Here is a 24,656-nt window from a genome sequence, read left to right as displayed (position 1 = left end):
AACTGATAGGAGGCCTAAGCACAGCATGAAACCATGGGAAGCAAATATACGAAAAGTCGTGCCGTATACTCCGGGTGAACAGCCAAATGAGAGCGGTATGATCAAACTGAATACAAATGAGAATCCATATTCACCGGCACCGGGCGTAGAGAAGGCTCTTGAGAACCTTGATACAGATACGCTGAGACTTTATCCGGATCCGACAGCAGGAGACCTTGTACACAGCATTGCCGGATTTTACGGGCTGAAAGATGAGCAGGTATTTACAGGTGTTGGTTCAGACGATGTTCTGGCCATGTGTTTCCTGACATTTTTTAATTCGGAAAAGCCGATCCTGTTCCCGGATATTACATACTCATTTTATGATGTATGGGCAGATCTTTTCCGTATTCCTTATGAGCGTCCGGCACTGGATGAGGAGTTCCATATCCGCAAGGAAGACTACTTGCGTGAGAATGGTGGAATCGTATTCCCGAATCCAAATGCACCGACAGGTGTAGAGCTGCCGCTTTCTGAGATTGAGGAGATCGTGGCAAAAAATCCGGAAAGTATCGTGATCGTAGATGAGGCTTATGTGGATTTTGGCTCTGTATCCGCACTTCCTCTGATTGAAAAATACGATAATCTTCTTGTTGTGCAGACATTCTCCAAGTCCAGATCTCTTGCAGGAATGCGTATTGGATATGCATTCGGAAATCCGGAGCTGATCAAGTATCTGAATGATGTGAAGTATTCTTTCAACTCCTACACAATGGATCGCACTACCATTGCAGCAGGTGTGGCATCTATGGAAGATAAGGCATATTTTGAGGAGAGCTGTAATAAGATCATTGCAACAAGAGAGTGGACAAAAACAGAACTTAAGAAGCTTGGGTTTTCTTTCCAGGATTCCAAGGCGAATTTTATCTTCGCCACACATGAGAGCTGTCCTGCAAAAGAGCTCTTTGAAGCTCTCAGAGAGAAACATATCTATGTGAGATATTTTCCAAAGGACAGAATCGACAACCATCTCCGTATCACCATTGGTACAGATGAGGAGATGAAGAAACTGATCGAGTTTTTGACAGAATATCTGAAATAAGAAGGAGGTACTATGGAAGTACTTGTACAGTGGTTTTCAACCCACCTTTCACAGTTTATTTCACCGGAGGGTGCGGTGTTCATCATTTCCATGATCCCGATTTTGGAGCTTCGAGGCGGTCTTCTGGCTGCATCACTTCTGAAGATTCCGGCTGTGAAGGCAATCCCGATCTGTATTGCGGGAAATATTATTCCGATTCCGTTTATTCTGCTTTTTATCAGGCAGATATTTAAATGGTTAAAAAAGACGAAGCTTTTCAGAGATCTGATCATTAAGCTGGAGAACAGGGCCATGGGAAAAAGTGATCAGATTAAGAGATATGAATTCCTCGGGCTTCTGTTGTTCGTAGGAATCCCGCTGCCGGGTACAGGTGCCTGGACAGGATCTCTGATCGCATCTCTTCTCGAGGTGGATATCAAGAAATCATCTATCGCTATCTTTTGCGGACTGGTGATGGCAACTGTTATCATGTATGTTGTTTCCTATGGAATTGTGGGAAATGTGGTACATTGACTGAATCAAGGAAGTCCCCTGCTTCAATTGCGAGGAGCAATAAGCAGTGGGTGGGACTTACTTGTATCAGGAGGGGTACAAGCCCCTCCTGATAAACTGCGGAGCAGTTATTCGGTTATGAGCAAGTAGCGAAAGCGGATTGCGAATATCCGATTGACTGAAAGCAGAAATGTGACAGATTATATTCATAAGTATGTGGCAGAGCGGAATATAAAATTCCCGCCTATGAAAGATCCCTTGCATGTTGGCTATATGAGCTGACAGCAGGGGAGTTTTTGACATATAAGTAAATTTCTAAAGTTTCCAGGTGTCTCCCTCAAAAGAGATAGCTTTCGTGACCAAGCCTTTTGTACGGATATATACATCAATCCAGGCATGCCTGATATCTCCGGAATAGCCTATCTCCTGTTTACAGAGCGATTTTCGCTGCTTTTTATAGAAAACAGTATAGCAGATTATGGAAAAAAAGACAGAAACCTTGCAATGAATGGTAACAGAAAACCCGAGAATGGCGAAAAAATGTCGATAAATATTTCTTGCAATAGAAACAGTAAGGCGTGTATAATTAGAACTAAGCGAAAAACATGCTTCATTCAAAAAAACGTGCAGCCATGTCAGGCTGCATCTGATTCCATTTATAAATTACAATTTATAAGATTTAAGAATAGAGGATTTATTTATGAGAGAAAAATATGAATCATTATCTCTGGCCGTACTGAAAGATCTGGCGAAGGCAAGAGGTATGAAAGGTATTTCCACTTTGAGAAAACCGGCACTGATCGAGAGAATGCTGGAGGAAGACGCGAAAGAGAGTGCAAAGGGGAATCCTGCTGAAGTATTGAAGAACACATCTGAGGATCACACCCCTAAAGAAAGCACCCGGAATACCTTTAATAGCAATACTCAGGAAGAAAAAAGCTCGAAAGAAAATACTCCGGGAGAAAGCACTGTGAAAGAGGGCACATTCCGGGAGAAGAATCACGAGGGAAGCACTGCAGAATACCGCACACGCCAGACATCAGAAGGTGTGCAGGAGAGAAGAGAATACCGTACGGAATATCGTGCAGATAAGAATGAGCAGGAGCACAGAACTGTCCGCAGAGAATATAACAGAGAGGGATATAGCAGAGATAATGGAAACCGCGAAGGCTGCAACAGGGACGGAGTCAGCCGTGAGAATACTCAGTCTGAATCTGTACAGCTGGACAGCGGCGAGAAGGCTGACGGAATCCTTGAGGTACTTCCGGACGGCTACGGTTTTATCCGCTGTGAGAATTATCTTCCGGGAGAGAACGATATCTATGTTTCCCCATCCCAGATCCGCCGTTTTAATCTAAAGACAGGCGATATCATCCAGGGAAATATCCGTATTAAGACTCAGGGTGAGAAGTTCAGTGCACTTCTCTATGTATCTTCCATAAACGGCTTCCATCCAAGCGAGGGCCAGAGAAGATACAATTTTGAGGATATGACGCCGATCTTTCCGAATGAGCGTCTTGTAATGGAACGTGCAGGCGGAACAACGGCCATGCGCATCGTAGACCTTATCAGCCCCATCGGTAAAGGCCAGCGAGGCATGATCGTATCTCCGCCTAAGGCAGGTAAGACAACCCTTCTTAAAGATGTGGCCAAATCCCTTCTCAAGAACAACCGTGACACTCATCTGATCATCCTTCTGATCGATGAGCGCCCAGAGGAGGTTACAGATATCAAAGAAGCGATCCAGGGACCGAATGTGGAAGTGATCTATTCTACTTTTGATGAACTTCCGGAGCATCATAAAAGAGTTTCCGAGATGGTCGTGGAGCGTGCCCGCCGTCTGGTAGAACATAAGCAGGATGTTATCATCCTTCTGGATTCCATCACCAGATTAGCCAGAGCGTATAACCTGATCATCCCGCCAAGCGGCAGAACTTTATCCGGCGGCCTTGATCCGGCAGCACTTCATATGCCGAAGAGATTTTTTGGTGCAGCCCGCAATATGCGTGAGGGCGGAAGCCTGACCATTCTGGCAACTGCTCTTGTAGACACAGGAAGCAAGATGGATGATGTGATCTACGAGGAGTTCAAAGGAACCGGCAACATGGAGCTTGTCCTTGACCGTAAACTCCAGGAAAAACGGGTATTCCCGGCTATCGACATCCAGAAATCCGGTACAAGAAGAGAGGATCTCCTTCTCAGCAAAGAAGAACAGGAAGCTGTCTATATTATGAGGAAAGCCCTCAACGGAATGAAGTCCGATGAGGCAGTAGAGCAGATCCTGAACACCTTTGCCAGAACAAGGACCAATGCAGAACTGGTGCAGACAGTAAGAAAACAGAAATTTTTATAAAGTCCTTGCATTTTGATAAAAGCTGTGTTATACTTAGCAAGCTGTTTAAAATGGAATTCGTCAAATGTATACGAATAATATTAAATTATATAGAGAGGTGAAAATCATGAGAGAAGGAATCCATCCGAACTACTATCAGGCAACTGTAACCTGCAACTGCGGAAACACTTTCGTAACAGGTTCCACTAAAGAGGACATCCATGTTGAGATCTGTTCCAAATGCCATCCGTTCTACACAGGACAGCAGAAGGCTACACAGGCTCGTGGACGTATCGATAAGTTCAATAAGAAATACGGCCTGAATAAGTAATTATTACGAATACAGGAAATGAGAAGGTTGAGGTTGGGAAATCTCAACCTTTCTTTAACTGAAAATATTTTTATTTTCAGGCTGTGCAGGAGAGAATGAATGAAATCATCGAATATTGGCGGCCAGGCAGTCATGGAAGGCATCATGATGCGCCACAAGGACAAATATTCTATTGCAGTGCGACGTCCGGATCAGGAGATCGAGCTGAAAGTAGAGGATTATAAATGCACCTTTGGGAATCATTCATTTCTGAAGAAGCCCATCATCCGTGGTGTGGTAAGTTTTGTGGATTCTCTTGTGGTTGGAACGAAATGCCTGATGTATTCTGCAGAGATCGCAGGAGATGAGGAAGATGAAGAAGCTGCCAGAAAGAATAAGCAGCTTACTGAAGAGGAGCGTTCCGCGAAAAAGGCCAAAGAAGACAGGCAGTTTAAGTGGCTGCTTTATGTGACAGTAGCTGTTTCCATGGTTGTGTCTGTGGCAGCTTTTATGTTTCTGCCTTACATACTGGCCAGTCTGATCCGCAAGGTAGGCGCGTCAGAGTTTATGGTTACAGTTGTGGAGGCTTTTGTGAAGCTGGCACTGTTTATGGGATATATGTTTCTGATCTCCAGAATGAAGGATATCCAGAGGACATTTATGTACCATGGTGCGGAGCACAAGTGTATTAACTGTGTGGAACACGGACTTCCGCTGACTGTTGAGAATGTGCTGAAGAGTTCCAGACTTCATAAACGCTGTGGGACAAGCTTTTTGTTCCTGGTTATGCTGGTAAGTATTGTGCTGCATTTCGTGTTTGTACTGGTGCCGGTTTACTGGGTAAGACTGTTCGGAAGACTTCTTATGGTACCGGTAGTTGCGGGAATTTCTTTTGAGATCATCCAGTGGGCAGGAAGAACAGACAGCAGGTTTGCAGATATCATGAGTAAGCCGGGTCTTGCCATGCAGAAATTTACAACCAAAGAGCCGACAGCAGATATGGCAGAAGTAGCCATCAAGGCTGTTGAGGCGGTTTTTGACTGGAGAGCTTATCTGAAAGAGGAATTCGACCTGGATATCCCCTATGAGACAGAGGAGACAGAAAATGCAGAATCTTGAGTCCCTTCTGAAAAAAGGAACGAACATACTAAAAGAAAATGGACTGGAAGAAGCCGGGCTGGATGCCTGGCTCCTTCTGGAATTTAAGACCGGAATAAATCGGGCATACTATTTTGCACATGGAGATGAACCGGTGTCTGATGAGACCGCAGCAGAGTATCTTAAGCTGATCGGCAGGCGTGCAGGCCATATTCCTGTACAGCAGCTGACTCATCAGGCTTTTTTTATGGGATATGAATTTTATGTAAACCAGAATGTACTGATTCCCAGACAGGACACAGAGACACTTGTGGAAGAAGCACTGAAATGTATGAACAGCATGAAAGAACCGGAGATCCTGGATATGTGCACAGGTTCCGGCTGCATCCTTATAAGCCTTCTTCTGGAAAGGGAAGATGCAAAAGGTGCCGGCGCAGATATCTCACCGGAAGCTCTTGCTGTGGCAAAAAAGAATGCAAAGGATCTGGGTGTGGAGAAACGGGCAGAATTTGTGGAAAGTGATACATTTTCAGCACCGTATTTTTACAAAAAAGGTGGAAAAGAGGGCGAAAAATATGATATCCTTATTTCAAACCCGCCTTATATTGCAACTGAAGAAATTGAGACACTGATGGAAGAGGTTCGCCTTCATGACCCGAGAGGGGCACTTGACGGCAGGGAAGACGGGCTTTATTTTTACAGAAATATTACTGCGGAAGCCGGAAAATATCTGCGTCCGGGTGGATGGCTTCTGTATGAGATCGGCTGCACTCAAGGTGCGGCAGTCAGTGGGATGATGAAGACAGCTGGTTTTGAACAGGTTCAGGTAATAAAAGACCTTCCGGGCCTTGACCGTGTAGTGATCGGGCAGAAGCCGCTGTAAGAATAAAAATTGTGATTTACAGGTATCAGAAACAGGAGGAAGTACATGTTTGATAAACTGGATGATCTGCTGGTACGCTTTGAGGAGCTTCTCAATGAGCTTGGAGAACCGGGAGTAACCGATGATCCTGCACATTTTCAGAAGCTGATGAAAGAGCAGAGCGACCTGCAGCCAATCGTAGACGCATATAAAGAATATAAGAAGAATAAAGAGACCATCGAGGACAGTCTTTCCATGCTGGAGAGCGAGAAGGACGAGGAAATGCGTGAGATGCTGAAAGAAGAGCTTTCTGACGCAAAGAAGAGAGTGGAGGAGCTGGAGCATGAACTGAAGATCCTTCTTCTTCCGAAGGACCCTAATGACAGTAAGAACGTTATCGTTGAGATCCGCGGAGGTGCAGGCGGTGATGAGGCAGCACTTTTTGCAGCTGAGATCTACCGTATGTATGTGAAATATGCAGAGTCCCGCCGCTGGAAAACAGAGATGCTCAGTCTCAATGAAAACGGGATCGGCGGTTTCAAGGAAGTTACTTTCATGATCAAAGGTGAGGGTGCATATTCCAGACTGAAGTATGAGAGTGGTGTACATCGTGTACAGCGTGTGCCGGAGACTGAGTCCGGCGGAAGAATCCATACTTCAACCTGTACAGTAGCAATCATGCCTGAGGCAGAGGAAATTGATTTCCATCTGGATCTCAATGAGTGTAAGTTCGATGTATTCCGTGCATCCGGAAACGGCGGTCAGTGTGTCAACACAACAGACTCTGCTGTACGTCTTACTCATATTCCTACAGGAATCGTAATTTCCTGCCAGGATGAGAAATCTCAGCTTAAGAACAAGGACAAGGCACTTCGTGTACTTCGTTCCCGTCTGTATGAGATGGAACTTGCCAAGCAGCATGATGCAGAAGCAGAGGCAAGAAGAAGCCAGATCGGTACAGGCGACCGTTCTGAAAAGATCCGTACCTACAATTTCCCGCAGGGACGTGTGACAGACCACAGGATCAAGTTAACCCTTCATCGTCTGGAAAATATCTTAAACGGTGATCTGGATGAGATTATTGACAGCCTGATTGCAGCGGATCAGGCAGTGAAGCTGACTAAGCTTAATGAACAGGAGTAATTTACTGGTCACGGGGTGAACAGTAACGGTTACAGATAAAGAATTGTATAAATTATAATAATCAGGAGGAAACGTAATATGAAGAAGACAGCACTGGTAATCATGGCGGCAGGAATCGGAAGTCGTTTTGGAAAAGGTATCAAGCAGCTTGCACCGGTAGGACCGAAGGGTGAGATCATTATGGACTATTCCATCCATGATGCACTGGAAGCAGGATTCAACAAAGTGGTATTTATCATCCGTAAAGATATCGAAGATGAGTTCCGCAGAGTCATCGGTGACCGTATTGAGAAGATCACAGAAGTTGCTTATGCATTCCAGGAGATCAATGACCTTCCGGGAGATTTCAGGAAACCGGCAGACCGTACCAAACCATGGGGAACAGGACACGCTGTACTGGCAGCGAAGAAGGTTCTTTCCGAGCCATTTGCTGTAATCAATGCAGATGACTACTATGGAAAAGAAGCATATGTTAAAGTACATGATTATCTTGTACAGGATCATCCGCAGGATGGCCCGATGCATATCTGCATGGCAGGTTTCCGACTTGGAAATACATTAAGTGACAACGGAAGCGTTACAAGAGGTGTGTGCCATATCGAGGACGGCAAGCTTGTTGGCGTAACTGAGACACACAATATCTTTAAGACAGCTGATGGTGCCGAGACAAGAAATGACGATGGTACAGCAGAGACACTGGATACCAGGAGCCTTGTTTCTATGAACATGTGGGGACTGACACCGGAATTCATGGAGATCCTTGAAAAAGGCTTCGTAGAATTCCTTGGCGGAATCAAAGAGGGCGATATCAAGAAAGAGTATCTTCTTCCGGAACTGATCGACCAGCTGATCCACTCCGGTGAGGCAGCCGTAGATGTACTTGAGACAAAAGATGAGTGGTTCGGTGTGACATATCAGGAAGATAAAGCATCTGTGCAGGCGGCATTTAAGAAACTGACAGATGAGGGCGTTTATCCGGAAGGACTGTATCACTAATAAAGGAGAACATTATGGGCAAATATTTTGGAACAGATGGTTTTCGTGGTGAGGCAAATGTAAAACTTACAGCAGATCACGCATTTCGCGTAGGCCGTTACCTTGGATGGTACTATGGCAGAGATCATAAGGCAAAGATCGTGATCGGCAAAGATACAAGAAGAAGCAGTTATATGTTTGAGTATGCACTGGCAGCAGGACTGACTGCATCCGGTGCAGATGCGTATCTGCTTCATGTAACTACTACACCAAGTGTATCTTATGTAGTACGTACAGAGGATTTTGACTGCGGTATCATGATTTCCGCAAGCCATAATCCGTTTAATGATAACGGAATCAAGGTTCTCAATGAGAATGGTCAGAAAATCTCAGCAGAGATCGAGGAACGCATTGAGGCATATCTTGACGGAGAGATTGAGGAGCTTCCGATGGCAACAGGCGAGGATATCGGCCGTACCGTTGATTTTGCATCCGGAAGAAACCGTTATATCGGACATCTGATTTCTATCCCATGCCATGATTTCAAGAACATCAAGGTTGGTCTGGACTGCTCCAACGGAAGCTCTTCAGCTATTGCCAAGAGTGTTTTTGATGCACTTCGTGCAAAAACTTATGTGATCAACAATGAGCCGGACGGAACCAACATTAACCGTGGCTGCGGCTCCACACATATTGAAGTTCTGAGACAGTATGTGATCGATAAAGGACTGGATATCGGTTTTGCATACGATGGTGATGCAGACAGATGTATCGCAGTAGACCACCGTGGAAATATCATCGACGGCGACAAGATCATGTATGTATGCGGCAAATATCTCAGAGAGAAAGGCCAGCTTAACGGAAATACAGTTGTTACAACTGTTATGTCAAACCTTGGTCTTTATAAATCGCTTGAGCGTGAGGGTATTGATTACGAGCAGACAGCAGTTGGTGACAAATATGTTGCTGAGAATATGATGGAAAATAATTACAGCATCGGTGGCGAGCAGTCCGGACATATTATTTTCAGCCGTTATTCTGCTACAGGTGACGGAATCCTCACTTCCCTGATGATCATGGAGGCCTGCGTGGATAAGAAAGCTACACTTTGTGACCTTGCGAAGGAAATGAAGGTTTATCCGCAGCTTTTGCGCAATGTGTGTGTTTCTGACAAGAAGACAGCACTGGACAATGAGAAGGTGAAAGCTGCCATCGAGGCTACAGCAGAGGCTCTTGGAAATGACGGACGTATCCTGGTACGTGAGAGTGGTACAGAGCCGCTGATCCGTGTAATGGTAGAAGCAGGAACAGATGAACTCTGCCATAAATATGTAGACAGTGTTGTTGATGTAATGGAAGCCGAAGGGCTTGTTGTAGAATAAGGAATTTCATGAAAAATACAAAGACAGTATTGATTCTCGCGGCCGTGACAGGAGCTCTTCTCCTGGGCGGCTGCGGCAGCGAAAAAACAAAAATATATGAGCAGGCAGGAAAAGATCTTTCCCAGGGCAGCTATAAATATGCACTGGAAGAATACCAGACTTCTATTCAAAACGGGGTAAAACCTGCACAGTCTTACCGCGGTGCAGGTATTGCAAGTCTCCGTCTGGGCAAGTATGATGACGCGATATCCAGCTTTACAGATGCACTGAATTGTGACAAAGTAAGCAAAAGTCTGCGCAAGGATATTCTTTCCTACAGGGCAACAGCAGAGCTAAAATCCGGTAAGTATGAAGACGCAATGGCAGACTGTCAGACTCTTGGAGAAGATTTTGAAATGGATGCCGGCAGTTATTTCCTCACCGGAAAGGTTGCGCTTGCCATGGATTCCTACGAGGAAGCTGCATCTAACTTTAAGCAGGCTTACGGTGAGGATTCTACCTACGATATGGCAATCCAGATCTATGAGGCATATCTTGATAAAGATATGGAAGCAGACGGAACCAGATATCTGGAAGCTGCACTTTCCTCTGAGGCGAAGGATGCCAAGGATCACTGCGACAGAGGCCGTGTCTACTACTATATGGAAGATTACAGTAATGCGAAAAAAGAACTTCTGGAAGCCTCCAAAAAGGATAATACAGAGGCATTACTTCTTCTGGGTATGGTGTATCTGGCACAGGACGATGTGGATAATGCAAAAGCCATGTATACACAGTATATTTCAGCGGCAGGTGATTCAGCAAAAGGTTATAACGGACTTGCACTGTGTGATATCAGGAACGGAGATTATGATTCTGCTCTTGATAATATTACCAAAGGTCTGCCGACAGCTACAACCGATGAGATGCAGAGTCTTTTATTCAATGAGATCGTAACTTATGAGAAAAAACTCGATTTTGCTACAGCACTGACCAAGGTCAAGGAATATATTGATATGTTCCCGGAAGACTCCGCAGCAAAAAAAGAGCTGGCTTTTCTGAAAACCAGAACATCTTCGGAGGGCTGATATGGAATATTTTGACGAGATACAGGATCGAGTCATCCTGATCGGCGTGCAGGCCAGTATTGGTGATGATATGGAGGAATCCCTGGACGAGCTTGGAGAGCTTGCAGCTACAGCCGGAGCAGCGGTGGCAGGCAGGATCATTCAGAACCGTGAGGCCGTCCATCCGGGAACTTATATCGGCAAAGGTAAGATCGATGAGGTAAAAGGCCTTCTCTATGCGTTAAATGCCAATGGTGTGATCTGTGATGATGAGCTTTCTCCTGCCCAGATGAACAATCTGGAACGTGAGCTGGAATGCAAGGTTATGGACAGAACCTTGCTGATTCTTGATATTTTTGCAAAGCGGGCAGTGACAAGTGAAGGTAAGATCCAGGTCGAACTGGCGCAGCTTCGTTACCGTTCAGCAAGACTGGTAGGACTTCGATCCTCTCTTTCCCGTCTTGGCGGCGGAATTGGAACAAGAGGTCCTGGTGAGAAGAAGCTGGAGACAGACCGACGTCTGATCCGAAACAGGATCTCAGCATTGAAGCAGGAGCTTTCCCAGGTAGAGAAGCACAGAGAGCTGATCCGTTCCAGAAGAGCGGTAGGTAATCTTAAGACAGCTGCCATTGTGGGATATACAAATGCAGGTAAATCCACACTTCTGAATACGCTGACAGGAGCTTCCGTGCTTTCTGAAGACAAGCTATTTGCAACACTTGATCCTACAACGCGGCTTTTGACCCTGGATGACGGGCAGCAGCTGCTTCTTACGGATACTGTAGGATTTATCCGAAAACTTCCACACAATCTGGTAGAGGCTTTTAAGAGTACCCTGGAGGAGGCAAAATACGCGGATTATATCATCCATGTGGTGGACGCGTCCAATCCTCAGGCAGAAATGCAGATGCACATTGTGTATGAGACCCTGAAAGAATTAGGTGCCCTTGGCAAAAAAACGATCACGCTTTTTAACAAGCAGGACAAAGCAGCGGGGGAGAGTCTCCGGGATCTTCGTGCAGATCATACCTTGAAGATTTCTGCAAGAACAGGAGAGGGACTCGGCGAATTTAAGGAACTCCTTTCCAGGATTCTGGCAGAGGGACAGATCTATATGGAGCGGCTTTTTCCGTATTCAGAAGCTGGTCAGATCCAGCTGATCCGTGAGTACGGACAGCTTCTTTCCGAGGAGTATACAGAGGGCGGAATTGCTGTAAAAGCGAGGGTTCCCCGTGAAATCTATCCGAAAGTAACATAATGTTGAATAATTAACTTAGTACCATATATAGTACCGTGAACAAAATGGACACTATATATGGTACTTTTTGTGTTGACGCAAAGGTGCCGGTCTGATACAATGAGCCTACAGCGTTTTTGGAAAAACGTCACTGGATGAGGTCTGATCAGTGATCAAAAACACTTTATATATACATGTGTGAGGGAGGCATTTTTTATGTTTCAGGTAGTAAAAAGAGACGGCGAACTGGATGGATTTAAAATGGGAAAGATCACCGCAGCCATTGACAAGGCATTCGATGCGAAGGGCAAGAATTACAGCCCGGATATGATCGATCTTCTGGGGCTTCGTGTTACTGCAGATTTTCAGAATAAGATCGAGAACAATCGAATTTCAGTAGAGGATATCCAGGACAGTGTGGAGAATGTACTGATCCAGGCAGGATATTCCGATGTTGCCAAGGCTTATATCCTGTATCGTAAACAGCGTGAGAAGATCCGCAATATGAAATCTACCATCCTTGATTATAAAGAGATCGTAAACAGCTATGTGAAGGTTGAGGACTGGCGTGTAAAAGAGAACTCAACTGTCACCTATTCCGTAGGAGGACTGATCTTAAGCAATTCCGGTGCAGTAACTGCCAATTACTGGCTGTCTGAGATTTATGACAATGAGATTGCAGAAGCGCACAGGAATGCAGATATCCACATCCATGACCTTTCCATGCTTACAGGCTACTGTGCAGGCTGGTCACTGAAACAGCTGATCCGTGAGGGACTTGGCGGGATCGAGGGCAAGATTACTTCCGCACCTGCGAAGCATTTAAGCGTGCTCTGCAACCAGATGGTGAATTTCCTGGGGATCATGCAGAATGAGTGGGCCGGGGCACAGGCATTTTCATCTTTTGATACGTATCTGGCTCCTTTTGTAAAGGCAGACAATCTTTCCTATCCGGAGGTTAAGAAATGTATAGAGGCTTTTGTTTACGGGGTAAATACACCGAGCCGATGGGGAACACAGGCACCGTTCTCCAATATTACACTGGACTGGACAGTTCCGGATGATCTTGCAGAGCTTCCTGCTATTGTAGGCGGCAAGGATATGGATTTCAAGTATAAAGACTGTAAGAAAGAGATGGATATGGTCAATAAGGCATTTATTGAGACCATGATCGAGGGCGATGCCAACGGTCGCGGATTCCAGTATCCAATCCCGACTTATTCCATCACCAAAGAGTTTGACTGGTCTGACACTGAGAACAACAGACTTCTTTTTGAAATGACATCCAAGTACGGTACACCGTATTTTTCCAACTATATCAACAGCGATATGAAACCAAGCGACATCCGCAGTATGTGCTGCCGTCTCCGCCTGGATCTCCGTGAGCTTCGCAAAAAGAGCGGTGGTTTCTTCGGTTCCGGTGAGAGTACAGGTTCTGTAGGCGTTGTTACCATCAACATGCCGCGTATCGCATATCTGTCAAAAAGTCCTCAGGAGTTTTACCGCCGTTTGGACCGAATGATGGATATTTCCGCAAGATCTCTTCACATTAAGAGAGATGTGATCAGCAAGCTTCTTGATGAGGGATTGTATCCGTATACCAGGAGATATCTTGGAAGCTTTGATAATCATTTTTCCACCATTGGTCTTGTGGGAATGAACGAGGCCGGTCTGAACGCATGCTGGCTTAAGAAGGATATGACAGATCCTGCAACCCAGAAGTTTACAAAGGAAGTCCTGGAGCATATGAGAAACCGTTTGTCTGACTACCAGGAGCAGTATCCGGGAGAACTTTTCAACCTGGAGGCAACACCTGCGGAGTCTACAGCTTACCGTCTTGCAAAGCATGACAGAAAGCGTTATCCGGACATTCTGACAGCAGGAAAAGAGGGCGACACACCGTATTATACAAACAGCTCTCATCTGCCTGTTGACTATACTGCAGATATTTTTGACGCACTGGATATCCAGGATGATCTGCAGACATTGTATACATCAGGAACTGTTTTCCACGCATTCCTTGGCGAGAAGCTTCCGGATTGGAAAGCAGCAGCTTCTCTTGTACGTAAGATCGCAGAGAACTATCGTTTGCCGTATTACACCATTTCTCCCACATATTCTGTATGTCAGGAGCATGGCTATATCAGCGGTGAGCATTTTACCTGTCCGAAATGCGGCAAGAAGGCTGAGGTCTACAGCCGTATTACGGGATATTATCGTCCTGTACAGAACTGGAATGACGGAAAGACACAGGAATATAAGAACCGTACGCTCTATGATATCACTCATTCCCAGCTGAAGAAGGTTCATACCAGTGTGATGACCATGAAAGGTGACGAGGTTGAGATCCAGCCGGTTGCATCTCATAAGTACCTGTTTACAACAAGCACCTGCCCGAACTGCCGTATGGCAAAAAAGATGCTGGAAGGTGAAGAGCTGGAGATCATCGACGCAGAGCAGAATCCGGAGCTTGTCAAACAGTATGGGATCCGCCAGGCTCCGACTCTGGTGATCACTGACGGGGCACAGGTTAAGAAGTATGTGAATGCTTCTAATATTCAGAAGTATGTGGATGAAGAACTTGACTGAGGTCTTCATAGGCAACTGCAATTGGGTGCGTTCATAGACGTGAGGTCTTGGATTAGCGTAGAATTGTTTTGTTTCAAATGAAACGGTAAGTTTTCTGATTGTATTGCATACATGAAATGTAGTGGATTGTTAAGATTCGCAAGGCAAAGACTGGGCACATGTCGAGGGATGTGTGTCCGGCTTTTTGTATGTTTTTTTAATTTGTAATTGACATTTTGTGGGTGTATGATATACTGATACTTGAATTTAATGATTGAAAGCGTTACGCTTTAACGCGTAAATATAAAACGTGGTTGCTGTGTGCGGCAGGGGGATACCCGGAGATCATTTTCCTTTTGCGTTCCCTTTTTCCGGGCACGCTGCTGTTAAACATTGAAAAGGCCTGTAAAATGTAACAAAACTCCTCCTTTGGGAAAGAAAAACTATATAGAAATGAGGAATAGATTATGGTAAAACAGAACATTGTTTTTGTAGAAAACACCCCTGGAAGTCTTCAGAAAGTAACTAAGATCCTTGCGGAGAATCAGATCGACATCTACGGCTTTGGCTGCTTTGACGCTCCGGAATTCGCAAACTTCCGTATGGTATGTGATGCACCGGAAAAAGCAGATAAGATCATGGCTGAGAATGGCTACATGACACGTATCACACAGGCGATCCTTGTAGACCTTCAGGACGAGATCGGCGGTCTGGACAAGCTCTTAAGCGTTATGGGCGACAGCAATGTAAATCTTCACTACATTTACACCTTCTTCCACAGGGGCCTGAAAGTCCCGGTAGCGATCATGCACTGTGAAGATCTTCTGGTTGCAGAGAGCGTACTCCGCAACAACGGATTCAAAGTTCTCAATCGTCTTGTAAACCCAGATGGAGCAGAAGAAGAGAAATAAAAAAGAAGGATATTCAGGGTTACTGTTCACTGGCAATGTTCCGCGAGGTGTTTTTTGTGAGCGAAGGTCACAGAAAACCCGAGACATATCGCGCAAATTTATGCAATTAGCATAAATTCTGTGCACCGCGAAGCGTGTTACTGAGAACGGAGTGAACAGTAACTATTCAGGAATGAAGTATCGCATTTTTGCTGTGAAGTATTGAAGTTTTGATATGGCAATGCTACAATAAAAGAGCGTGTCAGGAAGCAGAAAAAAGTTTCCAGGCACGCTCTTATTTACGTGTGCAACCAGGTTTATGACTGTATAGAATTCTGGGAGCAGGCCGTAAACGCAGATGATTTCATCTGCCCGGCTGACGTACATACAATGGAGGAAATCGATGAAAAGAGAAAGTTTCAGAAAAGGTATGAAGGATGGCATTCCCATTGCATTGGGATATTTTGCAGTGTCGTTCACCTTTGGCATGATGGCCGTTGCCGGAGGTTTAAGTATCTGGCAGGCAGTTCTTATCTCGCTGACCAACCTGACATCAGCTGGGCAGTTTGCAGGACTGGATATTATTTTTGCAGGGGGTTCCATGTGGGAGATGGCTATGACCCAGTTGGTGATCAACCTCAGGTATTGTCTGATGTCTTTTTCCCTGTCGCAGAAATTCCGGCGTGAGGAATCAGGTATCCTGAAGTACATCGCTGCATTCGGAATCACAGATGAGATCTTCGGGATCAGTGCGGCCCAGGAGGGAAAAGTCAGCGTATTTTATAATTACGGAGCTATGTGTGTAGCGATCCCTGGATGGACTTTGGGAACCCTGGTGGGCGGTATTTCAGGAAGCCTTCTTCCGGATTTTATGCTCAGTGCACTGAGCGTGGCTATTTACGGAATGTTCCTGGCGATCATCATTCCACCATCCAAGAAGAGCAAATCTGTTCTTGGTGTTGTTGTGGCTTCCATGGCAGTCAGCACTATCTTTGCGGTGATTCCTGTGCTGAAGCAGGTATCTTCCGGATTTATGATCATCATTACAACACTGCTGGTTGCAGGTCTGGCAGCTTATTTCTGCCCGGTGGAAGAGAAGGAGGAAGCATCTCATGAGTCATAATGTATATCTCTATATCCTGGTGATGGCAACAGTCACCTACCTGATCCGTATGCTGCCCCTTGCTCTTGCAAAAAATGAGATCAGAAGCCCGTTTATCAAGTCCTTTCTGTACTATGTACCATACGCCTGTCTGGCAGCAATGACCTTCCCGGCTATCCTCAAAGCCACAGACAGCATCATTTCCGGCGCAGCAGGCTTCTTCGTAGCCCTTATCGCAGCATATAAGGAAAAGAGCCTGATCACAGTGGCACTGCTGGCATGTGCGGCAGTGTTTATTGTGGAGCGGGTGCTGGTATTTATCTGAATATCTGATTTAAGATAAATAAAATGGATGGGGCGCAAATTGCGATTCCCATCCATTAACCTGAATTATACCAGTTATCCAAAGATTTTACTCATTATAATTTGATAAAATCAAGGGACGGGGAATTTACCCTTGCACCAGAATTTAAAATTTCAAGTCAGCCAATAAACAATACACGATATAAAGGATCTATTGCAATTAGTTTAAGAGAACAAAATAATAGAATTTGTATATGACAAATTTCGATATTTATCTAAAAAAGTGAAACAAATAAATGTTGTGTCTGAAAATAATTGCATGTATAATAAAAATATAGATATAATATCCTGCTTCAGGAAAACAATTACAAAGATACAGGATAAGTATCCGGGACACAGCAATTAAGAAGAACGAATTATAAACCGGGAAAATCTTTTCTGAGGAAATGTGGGAAATATAGTTGTATCGGTTGTAAGCGGGACAGTAACAGGAATTAGTGAATATAAAGAGAGTAGAAACCTGAAAAGTGCAATACTTAATGGGGTTTTTGATGGAGTGGCTAGCGCAGCGCCAGGTTTTAGTGATGGGTATTTGCAATTTAAAAGAGGCAGTTATGCGAAGGTCATAAGAGGAATAAAGGATTTAAATTTCACCCCAATCAAATCAATTCCCTTATATGTACAGGCACAAAAATATTCTCAAAAAAATGTTAATACATTGATAAAGTCAAATGCGAAATCCTATGTTAAAGATTATTTTAAGGGAAAAACAAGAGAATATGTATTTTCGAAAGGTAGGTTGATAGGAGGTGGTTGTGAAGGTGGTGCAGGAAAAGAGACAAGAAGATTTCTTATTTATGAAAAAAATGGAGTACTTAATTTGGTATATATATAAAGTATATTCTATAAATGGGGAATATAGATAACAAAGAGGTAAGACTACTATGGTGTTTTCTATTGAATACATAAACATTCCAACATTAATAGCAATAATAGTTATTGCATATCTCATGGATGATGTATTTCTTTTTATGAAGTTGGGCAATGATACTACAAAACAGCTTATGGCAACTGCAGTAGGGTGTATAATTGCTGTTCGAAAGTTTGGATCTCTCAGATTTGAACCATTTGCGAACCGGTTTGGGGAAGAGAATCCTTTGTATGCGATGGGATTTATGCGGGAAAAATCTCAGAAATCCAAATGGGCTACATATCAGAGAGGAATTTTTTTCTGGCAGGCGGTTACGCTGGTACTTGCAATTATGTCCAAAATTGCATTTATATTGTCACAGCGGTTGGTGTTCAGCGATTTTGAAATTGTAGCTGTGTATATGTGCAGTTTTTTACGTATTTCCTGTGTCTCTTTTGTTGTAATCTTGGTTGGCTATGTAGTTACATGGAGTTATTATATGGTAACCTATCACCGAAGCTTCCGATATTACGCAGGCAGGGATAAAGTCTGGAAGCCATTCAGCTTTGTGGGTCAGGATCATTATTATGTCTGGCCGAATGAGTTGAAGGTTTTACCACGGACTTGTGCAAGTACATATCCATATGAAGAAGATGGCAATGTAAAAGAAAATATAAAGAACTTCTGTGTATCAGATGGCTATGAAAAAGCGTGTGAATTCAATTTTTCAGATCAGGGAAATGCTGTTTTTTATAAAAAAGCAGGAGCGTCAGAAATCCATATATTGTCCGTGATCGAAACAGAAACCTTGAAAGACGAGCATACAAAACAGCTGAATGATTTTTTCGGGGAATTCTGGAGGGATAATATTGGAAAAGAAGAGGAAAAACAGCCAATATACTTTACATTTGTAATTTTCTGCAGAAGAACAGATTCACTGCTTGCAAAACAGATTCTGGAAGAGGCAAATGGGCTGCTCATGTACAGGAACCGCTACCGCCTGGGGGCGATATTCAATGAAAAAAGCGGCGAATTAAACATTAAACAGGTATCCCCCAAGTCGCACTACAAAAATATCTACCGCAAAATGTCCGGAGAACTGAGACGCTTTGCAGGGGGAGATACAGAAATATAACAGAGGTATAATATGTCAGGAGGGAGCTCCGAAAAAGCTCCCTCCATTTTCATTTATTCACCTAAAAACCCAAGATCAATTTCCCCATCAAACACCGTAGTTGCCGGACCGGTCATGTAGACGAGGTTTTCGTCTCTTTCCCAGGAGATGTTTAAGTCTCCACCAAGGAGCTGTACGGTTACCGGTTTGCTGCCGTTAACTTTGTCGTTGAGGATGGAAGCTACCGTAACTGCGCAGGCACCTGTACCGCAGGCCAGTGTCTCACCGGAGCCACGCTCCCAGACACGCATCTTCACAGTATTGCGGTCGATCAGCTGGACAAATTCCGTGTTGACCCTGTCAGGGAAGCATACGTGATTCTCAAAAGAAGGGCCGATTTTTTCCAGATCAAGGCTGTCTACATCATCTACATAAATGATCGCATGAGGATTACCCATGGAAACAGCAGTCATGCGGTATTCTTTTCCATCCACAGTGATAGGCGCATTGATGACCTGTTCAGTCTCAGCAACGACAGGGATCTCTTTTGCAGTAAGGATCGGGGAGCCCATGTTGACTTTTACCATGGAAGCCTTGCCGTCGCGGATGGTGAGATCTACATATTTAATACCGCTTCTTGTGGCAATGCTTAAGGATGTCTTGTCCACAATACCGTGATCGTAGACATATTTGGCAACGCAGCGGATTCCGTTTCCGCACATTGCACCCTGGGAACCATCCAGGTTGTACATATCCATCTCGCAGTCTGCGATCTCGGACGGGCGGATCAGGATCAGACCGTCGGAACCGATGCCAAAGTGGCGGTCGCTGACAAATTTCGCTACAGCTGACGGATCCTTGACAGTCTCCTCAAAACAGTTTACATATACATAATCGTTTCCAATGCCGTGCATTTTCGTGAATTTCATAATAATAACCTCCTTATTCCAGACTATTATACTTGGTTTTTCCGCAGGAGCACAAGCCCTTACTGTAAAAACATTCCGGGAATATTGGCCGGCTGCGGAGTGAACAGTGTTTCAATTTCTTCCTCTGGTATTATAGTATACTGGATAATTGTTATCGAAAAGTGAATTTTACCATGGATTGGAAAGAAAAAATCCTGGATATAGGTTTTCGGTGCTTGCATTTTATTGAAAACATGGTATCATAAAACAAAGCAATATGCATAACATTGCATAATTATGCTGTGCATCGCGAAATGTGCTGCTTTGGCTTTGTAAGAAAGCAGCCCCTTTCGCGATGTACACAAAATTCAGGAGGAAGAAAAAAATGAAGAGAAAATTAATGGCACTTGCACTTGCAGCAGCTATGACAGTATCCATGACATCCGTTGTTTTTGCAGCAGATGAGATTAAAAGTGCAGATGATCTGGAAGGTAAGAAGATCGGTGTTCAGCTTGGAACAACAGGTGATACACTTGCAACAGACATCAAGGATGCAACAGTAGAGAGATACAATAAAGGAAACGATGCAGTTCTTGCTCTGAAACAGGGTAAAGTTGACTGTGTAGTGATCGACAGCGAGCCGGCTAAGAAATTTGTTGAGAAAAACGACGACCTTGATATCATTGAGGATGTTTTTGACAAAGAGGAGTATGCAATCTGTCTTTCCAAAGACAATGCAGATCTGACGAAAGAGTTCAATGAAGCACTGAAGGAACTGAAGGATGAGGGAACACTGGATTCCATCAGAGATAACTACATCGGTGATGACGCTGGTAAGACACCATATGAGTCTCCGAAGGATGCAGATCATTCCAAGGGAACTCTTACAATGGCAACTAACGCAACATTCCAGCCATACGAATACTATGACGGAGATAATATCGTAGGTATTGACGCTGATATCGCTCAGGCTGTCTGCGATAAACTTGGATATGAGCTGAAGATCGAGGATATGGAGTTTGACGCCATCGTAAATGCGGTTAAATCCGGAAAAGCAGATTTCGGTGCAGCAGGAATGACTGTAACAGAAGACCGTAAGAAGAGCGTTGATTTCACAGATCCATACACAACAGCAGAACAGGTTATCATTGTACAGAAATAAAGAGATTTTTCTGACAGAAAATTATAAGAACTGAATTCAGGTTCCGGATATCCGGGGGCATTTCCGGAGTCTGGAACCTGTAATTTTGGAAAGGGTGGAAATTTTGAGTCTTATTGAACAGTTTCAGTTTAACTTTCTGGACGACAATCGCTGGCAGTTCATTGTATCCGGTCTGAAAAACACCATCATAATCACATTCTTTGCGGTTCTGCTTGGTATTTTCCTTGGATTTGTGATCGCCATTGTCCGTTCCACACATGATAAAACAGGTAAGCTTAAGATCCTCAATGCAATTTGCAGAGTTTACCTGACAGTGATCCGCGGTACACCAACCATGGTACAGCTGCTGATCGTTTACTATGTTATTTTTGCAACTGTAGATCCAGGTAAGATCGTAGTTGCTATTATTGCATTCGGTATGAACTCCGCTGCATACGTAGCTGAGATCGTCCGTTCCGGTATCATGTCCATTGACCAGGGACAGTTTGAGGCAGGCCGAAGCCTGGGCCTTAATTATACACAGACTATGACGAAGATCATTCTTCCGCAGGCAGTCAAAAATATTCTTCCTGCACTTGGAAATGAGCTGATCGTTCTCTTAAAAGAGACATCCATCAGTGGTTACATCGGTCTTACAGATCTGACCCGTGGCGGTGATATTATCCGAAGCCAGACATACAGCGCACTTTTTCCATTGCTGGCAGTAGCAGCGATCTATCTTGTGATCGTTTGCTTCCTTACCTACCTTGTAGGAAAACTTGAGAGGAGGCTGAGAACCAATGAGCGTAAGTAATGAAGTACTTCTTGATGTGCAGGGACTTGAAAAGGCCTATGGCGGTAATCAGGTTCTCAACGGAATTACCACACAGATCCGCAGGGGTGAAGTAGTAGCCATCATCGGACCATCCGGCTGCGGTAAATCCACATTCCTCCGTTCCCTGAATCTTCTGGAGGAGCCTACCGGGGGAAAAATCCTCTTCGAAGGAACAGACATCACAGATCCGAAGGTGGATATCAACCGTCACCGTCAGAAGATCGGAATGGTGTTCCAGCAGTTTAACCTGTTCCCTCACAAGACTGTAAAAGAGAACATTATGCTTGCGCCGGTAACTCTGAAGCTGATGAGCAAAGAAGAGGCAGAGAAAACAGCTCTGGAGCTTCTGAAGCGTGTCGGTCTTCCGGATAAGGCAGATTCCTATCCGGATATGCTTTCCGGCGGTCAGAAGCAGCGTATTGCCATTGCAAGATCCCTGGCTATGAATCCGGATGTGATGCTTTTTGATGAGCCAACATCTGCCCTTGACCCGGAGATGGTCGGTGAGGTTCTGGAACTGATGCAGGAGCTTGCAAAATCCGGCATGACCATGGTAGTGGTAACACATGAGATGGGATTTGCCCGTGAAGTGGCAACAAGAGTTCTTTTTATCGATGAAGGGAAGATCCAGGAGGAGAATTCTCCGAAAGAGTTTTTTGCAAATCCAAAGAACAAACGACTTCGTGAGTTCCTTTCAAAAACATTATAAAAAAATCCAAAAGCCGGTGCTTTTCGTGAACTGTATTGTATGCAGAACGGAAAATATCGGCTTTTTTTGTAGTACAGTATATGGTATAATGATGCTATTATTCGCAGGCAATATTCTGCGGAGTTTTTATGTAGGAGAAGGTCACAGAAACTCCGGGAATCAAGTTTGCTTTGCGAAGAGTGCTGCTGGTCACGGAGTGAACAGCAGCGATTAAAATATGGGATTGTATTTTACAAAATTTGGGTGTAAACAGCAAAAAATATAAAAGGGGGAAATAAAAATATGGTTATTTACGCAGGAAAAGATTATCAGGATGTAAGCAGAAAGGCAGCCAATATTATGTCTGCACAGATTATCATGAAACCAGATGCAGTTCTCGGTCTGGCTACAGGTTCCACGCCGGTAGGCATGTATGCACAGCTGGCAGAATGGTACAGAAAAGGGGATCTGGATTTTTCAAAGGTGACAACTGTGAATCTGGATGAATATAAGGGACTTTCAGGAGACAATGACCAGAGCTACCGCTATTTTATGAACAGGAACCTTTTTGACCATGTAAATATTGACAAGGCAAGAACTTTTGTGCCGGATGGTCTGGAAGAAGACAGTGAGAAGGCGTGCGCACAATACAATGAGGTTATCCATGAAACCGGTGGCGTGGACATGCAGCTTCTGGGAATCGGGGGAAACGGACATATCGGCTTCAATGAGCCAGGATCGGCTTTTGAGAAAGAAACCCATTGTGTGGATCTGACAGAAAGTACCATCAGGGCGAATGCCAGATTTTTTGACAGCATGGATGAGGTTCCGAAACAGGCATATACCATGGGAATCAAGAACATCATGGCCGCAAAAAAAATTCTTCTCATAGCCACAGGAGCGGGTAAGGCAGAAGCATTGTATAATTCATTGTATGGACCTATTACGCCGAATGTGCCTGCGTCTATTCTGCAGCTGCACCCGGATCTTACTGTTGTGGCAGATGAAGAGGCTTTGGGGATTATCAGAGAAAAAGGATTTTTATAAGCACAGAGCATAAGAGAACTGCGGAGAGGGGAATAGAAGAACTATGATCATCAGAAACGGAAATGTTTTTCAGGAGGATGGCACTTATCGGAGAATGGATCTCTATGTGGAAAATGGAAGAATCGTTGACTGCGGGACAGAGGTTTCGGAAAAAGAAGAAATTGATGCGGCCGGGTTAAAGGTACTGCCGGGACTTGTTGATATTCACAGCCATGGTGCAGTCGGGCATGATTTTTCAGATGCAGATGCCACTGGTCTGAAAGAAATTCTCAGGTATGAAAAATCCCAGGGTATTACATCTTACTGTCCTACTTCCATGACGCTGCCTATTGATATGCTGATACGGATATTTGCTTCCGCAGATGCAGTGAAACCGGATGCGGATTGTGCTCGAATCGTCGGACTGAACATGGAAGGACCTTTTCTTGATCCGGTAAAAAAAGGTGCACACGTTGAAAAATATATCCGAAAACCGGATATTGATTTTTTCAGGGAGTGCCAGAAAGCATCCGGCGGCAGGATACGTGTTGTTACCGTGGCACCGAATATGGAGGGGGCAGAGACGTTTATCCGGGAGTTGAAGGATGATGTAGTGATCTCCATAGGTCATACAGATGCTGATTATGACTGTGCAGCTTCTGCCATGAAGAGCGGTGCTCATCATGTGACCCATCTTTACAATGCAATGAATGATATGGGACATCGTGCACCGGGTGTAGTCTGTGCGGCTGCTGATGATCCGGAATGTATGGTTGAGATGATCGGCGATGGTATTCATATTGATCCGGCAGTAGTACGTAATACATTTCGTATGTTTGGAGAAGAACGTATAGTATTGATCAGTGATTCCATGATGGCTGCAGGAATGGCAAATGGATTTTATGAGCTTGGCGGACAGAAGGTGACTGTGAAGGACAGGAAGGCAGTGCTGGAGGACGGAACCATTGCCGGCTCTGCTACCAGTCTGTATGAATGTATGAGATGTGTGATCGCAATGGGAGTGCCGGAGCGGGCAGCAGTGTTTGCGGCAACCAGGAATCCAGCCAGAAGTATTGGAATATATGATGAAGTGGGATCTCTTGTACCGGGAAAGAAGGCAGATATTGTGCTTGCAGATGAAAAACTTAATATTGTAAAAGTGATATAGAGTGTCAGAGTGAAGCAGGATTTTTTTAAGAGTGAAATATGAATG

General features: G+C 44.5%; 23 protein-coding genes. 22 read left to right on the top strand and 1 reads right to left on the bottom strand.

The window, feature by feature from the left end; all coding sequences use genetic code 11:
* The first annotated feature begins 25 nt into the window (after positions 1-25).
* The 17 genes from hisC (at position 26) to AC04Q4_RS09840 (ending at position 18,866) form a co-directional block, all read left to right on the top strand.
* Positions 26-1,081 carry a histidinol-phosphate transaminase gene (gene hisC, locus AC04Q4_RS09920; RefSeq protein WP_476388889.1) on the top strand — a complete coding sequence of 352 codons (1,056 nt, stop codon included), beginning with the start codon at positions 26-28 and terminating at the stop codon, positions 1,079-1,081.
* Between the two features lie 12 nt (positions 1,082-1,093).
* A complete protein-coding gene (locus AC04Q4_RS09915) occupies positions 1,094-1,594 on the top strand; it encodes a small multi-drug export protein (protein WP_476388888.1) in 501 nt (166 codons plus the stop codon).
* 679 nt (positions 1,595-2,273) lie between these two features.
* Positions 2,274-3,926 (top strand): transcription termination factor Rho, encoded by a 1,653-nt coding sequence (rho, locus tag AC04Q4_RS09910; protein ID WP_173736760.1) that lies wholly within the window; start codon positions 2,274-2,276, stop codon positions 3,924-3,926.
* 106 nt (positions 3,927-4,032) lie between these two features.
* Positions 4,033-4,236 (top strand): 50S ribosomal protein L31, encoded by a 204-nt coding sequence (rpmE, locus tag AC04Q4_RS09905; RefSeq protein ID WP_015526151.1) that lies wholly within the window; start codon positions 4,033-4,035, stop codon positions 4,234-4,236.
* 99 nt (positions 4,237-4,335) lie between these two features.
* Entirely contained in the window at positions 4,336-5,334 is a 999-nt protein-coding gene (locus tag AC04Q4_RS09900) for a DUF1385 domain-containing protein (protein WP_173736761.1), read from the top strand.
* Positions 5,321-6,196 carry a peptide chain release factor N(5)-glutamine methyltransferase gene (gene prmC / locus AC04Q4_RS09895; protein WP_178773811.1) on the top strand — a complete coding sequence of 292 codons (876 nt, stop codon included), beginning with the start codon at positions 5,321-5,323 and terminating at the stop codon, positions 6,194-6,196. The genes AC04Q4_RS09900 and prmC overlap by 14 nt, the downstream gene beginning before the upstream one ends.
* Before the next feature lie 45 nt (positions 6,197-6,241).
* A complete protein-coding gene (prfA, locus tag AC04Q4_RS09890; RefSeq protein ID WP_015526148.1) occupies positions 6,242-7,318 on the top strand; it encodes a peptide chain release factor 1 in 1,077 nt (358 codons plus the stop codon).
* 78 nt (positions 7,319-7,396) lie between these two features.
* Positions 7,397-8,314: a nucleotidyltransferase family protein gene (locus AC04Q4_RS09885; protein ID WP_173736763.1), complete on the top strand. Its 918-nt coding sequence runs from the start codon at positions 7,397-7,399 to the stop codon at positions 8,312-8,314.
* A gap of 14 nt (positions 8,315-8,328) precedes the next feature.
* Positions 8,329-9,675 carry a phosphoglucosamine mutase gene (glmM, locus tag AC04Q4_RS09880; protein ID WP_476388887.1) on the top strand — a complete coding sequence of 449 codons (1,347 nt, stop codon included), beginning with the start codon at positions 8,329-8,331 and terminating at the stop codon, positions 9,673-9,675.
* A gap of 8 nt (positions 9,676-9,683) precedes the next feature.
* Positions 9,684-10,742 (top strand): tetratricopeptide repeat protein, encoded by a 1,059-nt coding sequence (locus tag AC04Q4_RS09875; protein ID WP_173756783.1) that lies wholly within the window; start codon positions 9,684-9,686, stop codon positions 10,740-10,742.
* 1 nt (position 10,743) lies between these two features.
* Positions 10,744-11,979 (top strand): GTPase HflX, encoded by a 1,236-nt coding sequence (gene hflX, locus AC04Q4_RS09870; RefSeq protein ID WP_476388886.1) that lies wholly within the window; start codon positions 10,744-10,746, stop codon positions 11,977-11,979.
* Between the two features lie 195 nt (positions 11,980-12,174).
* Positions 12,175-14,547, top strand: a complete 2,373-nt coding sequence (locus AC04Q4_RS09865; protein WP_173756779.1) for a ribonucleoside triphosphate reductase — start codon at positions 12,175-12,177, stop codon at positions 14,545-14,547.
* A gap of 446 nt (positions 14,548-14,993) precedes the next feature.
* Entirely contained in the window at positions 14,994-15,437 is a 444-nt protein-coding gene (locus tag AC04Q4_RS09860; protein ID WP_119239356.1) for an amino acid-binding protein, read from the top strand.
* A 382-nt stretch (positions 15,438-15,819) separates the two neighbouring features.
* Positions 15,820-16,539, top strand: a complete 720-nt coding sequence (locus AC04Q4_RS09855) for an AzlC family ABC transporter permease (protein WP_173736768.1) — start codon at positions 15,820-15,822, stop codon at positions 16,537-16,539.
* Complete coding sequence (locus tag AC04Q4_RS09850; protein ID WP_178773816.1) at positions 16,529-16,843, top strand: AzlD domain-containing protein; 315 nt, start codon at positions 16,529-16,531, stop codon at positions 16,841-16,843. Before AC04Q4_RS09855 ends, AC04Q4_RS09850 begins: the two co-directional genes overlap by 11 nt.
* A 426-nt stretch (positions 16,844-17,269) precedes the next feature.
* Complete coding sequence (locus tag AC04Q4_RS09845; RefSeq protein WP_173756773.1) at positions 17,270-17,716, top strand: hypothetical protein; 447 nt, start codon at positions 17,270-17,272, stop codon at positions 17,714-17,716.
* A 49-nt stretch (positions 17,717-17,765) separates the two neighbouring features.
* Complete coding sequence (locus AC04Q4_RS09840) at positions 17,766-18,866, top strand: hypothetical protein (RefSeq protein ID WP_173756771.1); 1,101 nt, start codon at positions 17,766-17,768, stop codon at positions 18,864-18,866.
* Between the two features lie 53 nt (positions 18,867-18,919).
* Here the strand turns inward: AC04Q4_RS09840 and dapF are convergent, their stop codons facing one another.
* The gene (dapF, locus tag AC04Q4_RS09835) at positions 18,920-19,774 is read right to left on the bottom strand and encodes a diaminopimelate epimerase (RefSeq protein WP_173756770.1); all 855 of its coding nucleotides are present in this window, start codon (positions 19,772-19,774) and stop codon (positions 18,920-18,922) included.
* A gap of 364 nt (positions 19,775-20,138) precedes the next feature.
* On the opposite strand from dapF, the gene AC04Q4_RS09830 reads away from it, so the two are divergent.
* From AC04Q4_RS09830 to nagA, 5 genes are all read left to right on the top strand, one after another.
* Positions 20,139-20,915, top strand: a complete 777-nt coding sequence (locus AC04Q4_RS09830) for a transporter substrate-binding domain-containing protein (RefSeq protein ID WP_173756768.1) — start codon at positions 20,139-20,141, stop codon at positions 20,913-20,915.
* Positions 20,916-21,018: 103 nt separating this feature from the next.
* On the top strand, positions 21,019-21,708 hold the full coding sequence (locus AC04Q4_RS09825) for an amino acid ABC transporter permease (protein ID WP_179976534.1): 690 nt from the start codon (positions 21,019-21,021) through the stop codon (positions 21,706-21,708).
* Positions 21,695-22,438, top strand: a complete 744-nt coding sequence (locus tag AC04Q4_RS09820) for an amino acid ABC transporter ATP-binding protein (RefSeq protein WP_173736771.1) — start codon at positions 21,695-21,697, stop codon at positions 22,436-22,438. Before AC04Q4_RS09825 ends, AC04Q4_RS09820 begins: the two co-directional genes overlap by 14 nt.
* A 282-nt stretch (positions 22,439-22,720) precedes the next feature.
* Positions 22,721-23,464, top strand: a complete 744-nt coding sequence (gene nagB / locus AC04Q4_RS09815; RefSeq protein WP_476388885.1) for a glucosamine-6-phosphate deaminase — start codon at positions 22,721-22,723, stop codon at positions 23,462-23,464.
* A gap of 43 nt (positions 23,465-23,507) precedes the next feature.
* The gene (gene nagA / locus AC04Q4_RS09810) at positions 23,508-24,611 is read left to right on the top strand and encodes an N-acetylglucosamine-6-phosphate deacetylase (RefSeq protein WP_173736773.1); all 1,104 of its coding nucleotides are present in this window, start codon (positions 23,508-23,510) and stop codon (positions 24,609-24,611) included.
* The last annotated feature ends 45 nt before the right edge of the window (positions 24,612-24,656 follow it).

The sequence above is a fragment of the Blautia sp. HA8986 genome (assembly GCF_056504635.1).
Note: the sequence above shows the minus strand (reverse complement) of the source record. Positions and strands in the feature narration are given on the sequence as shown.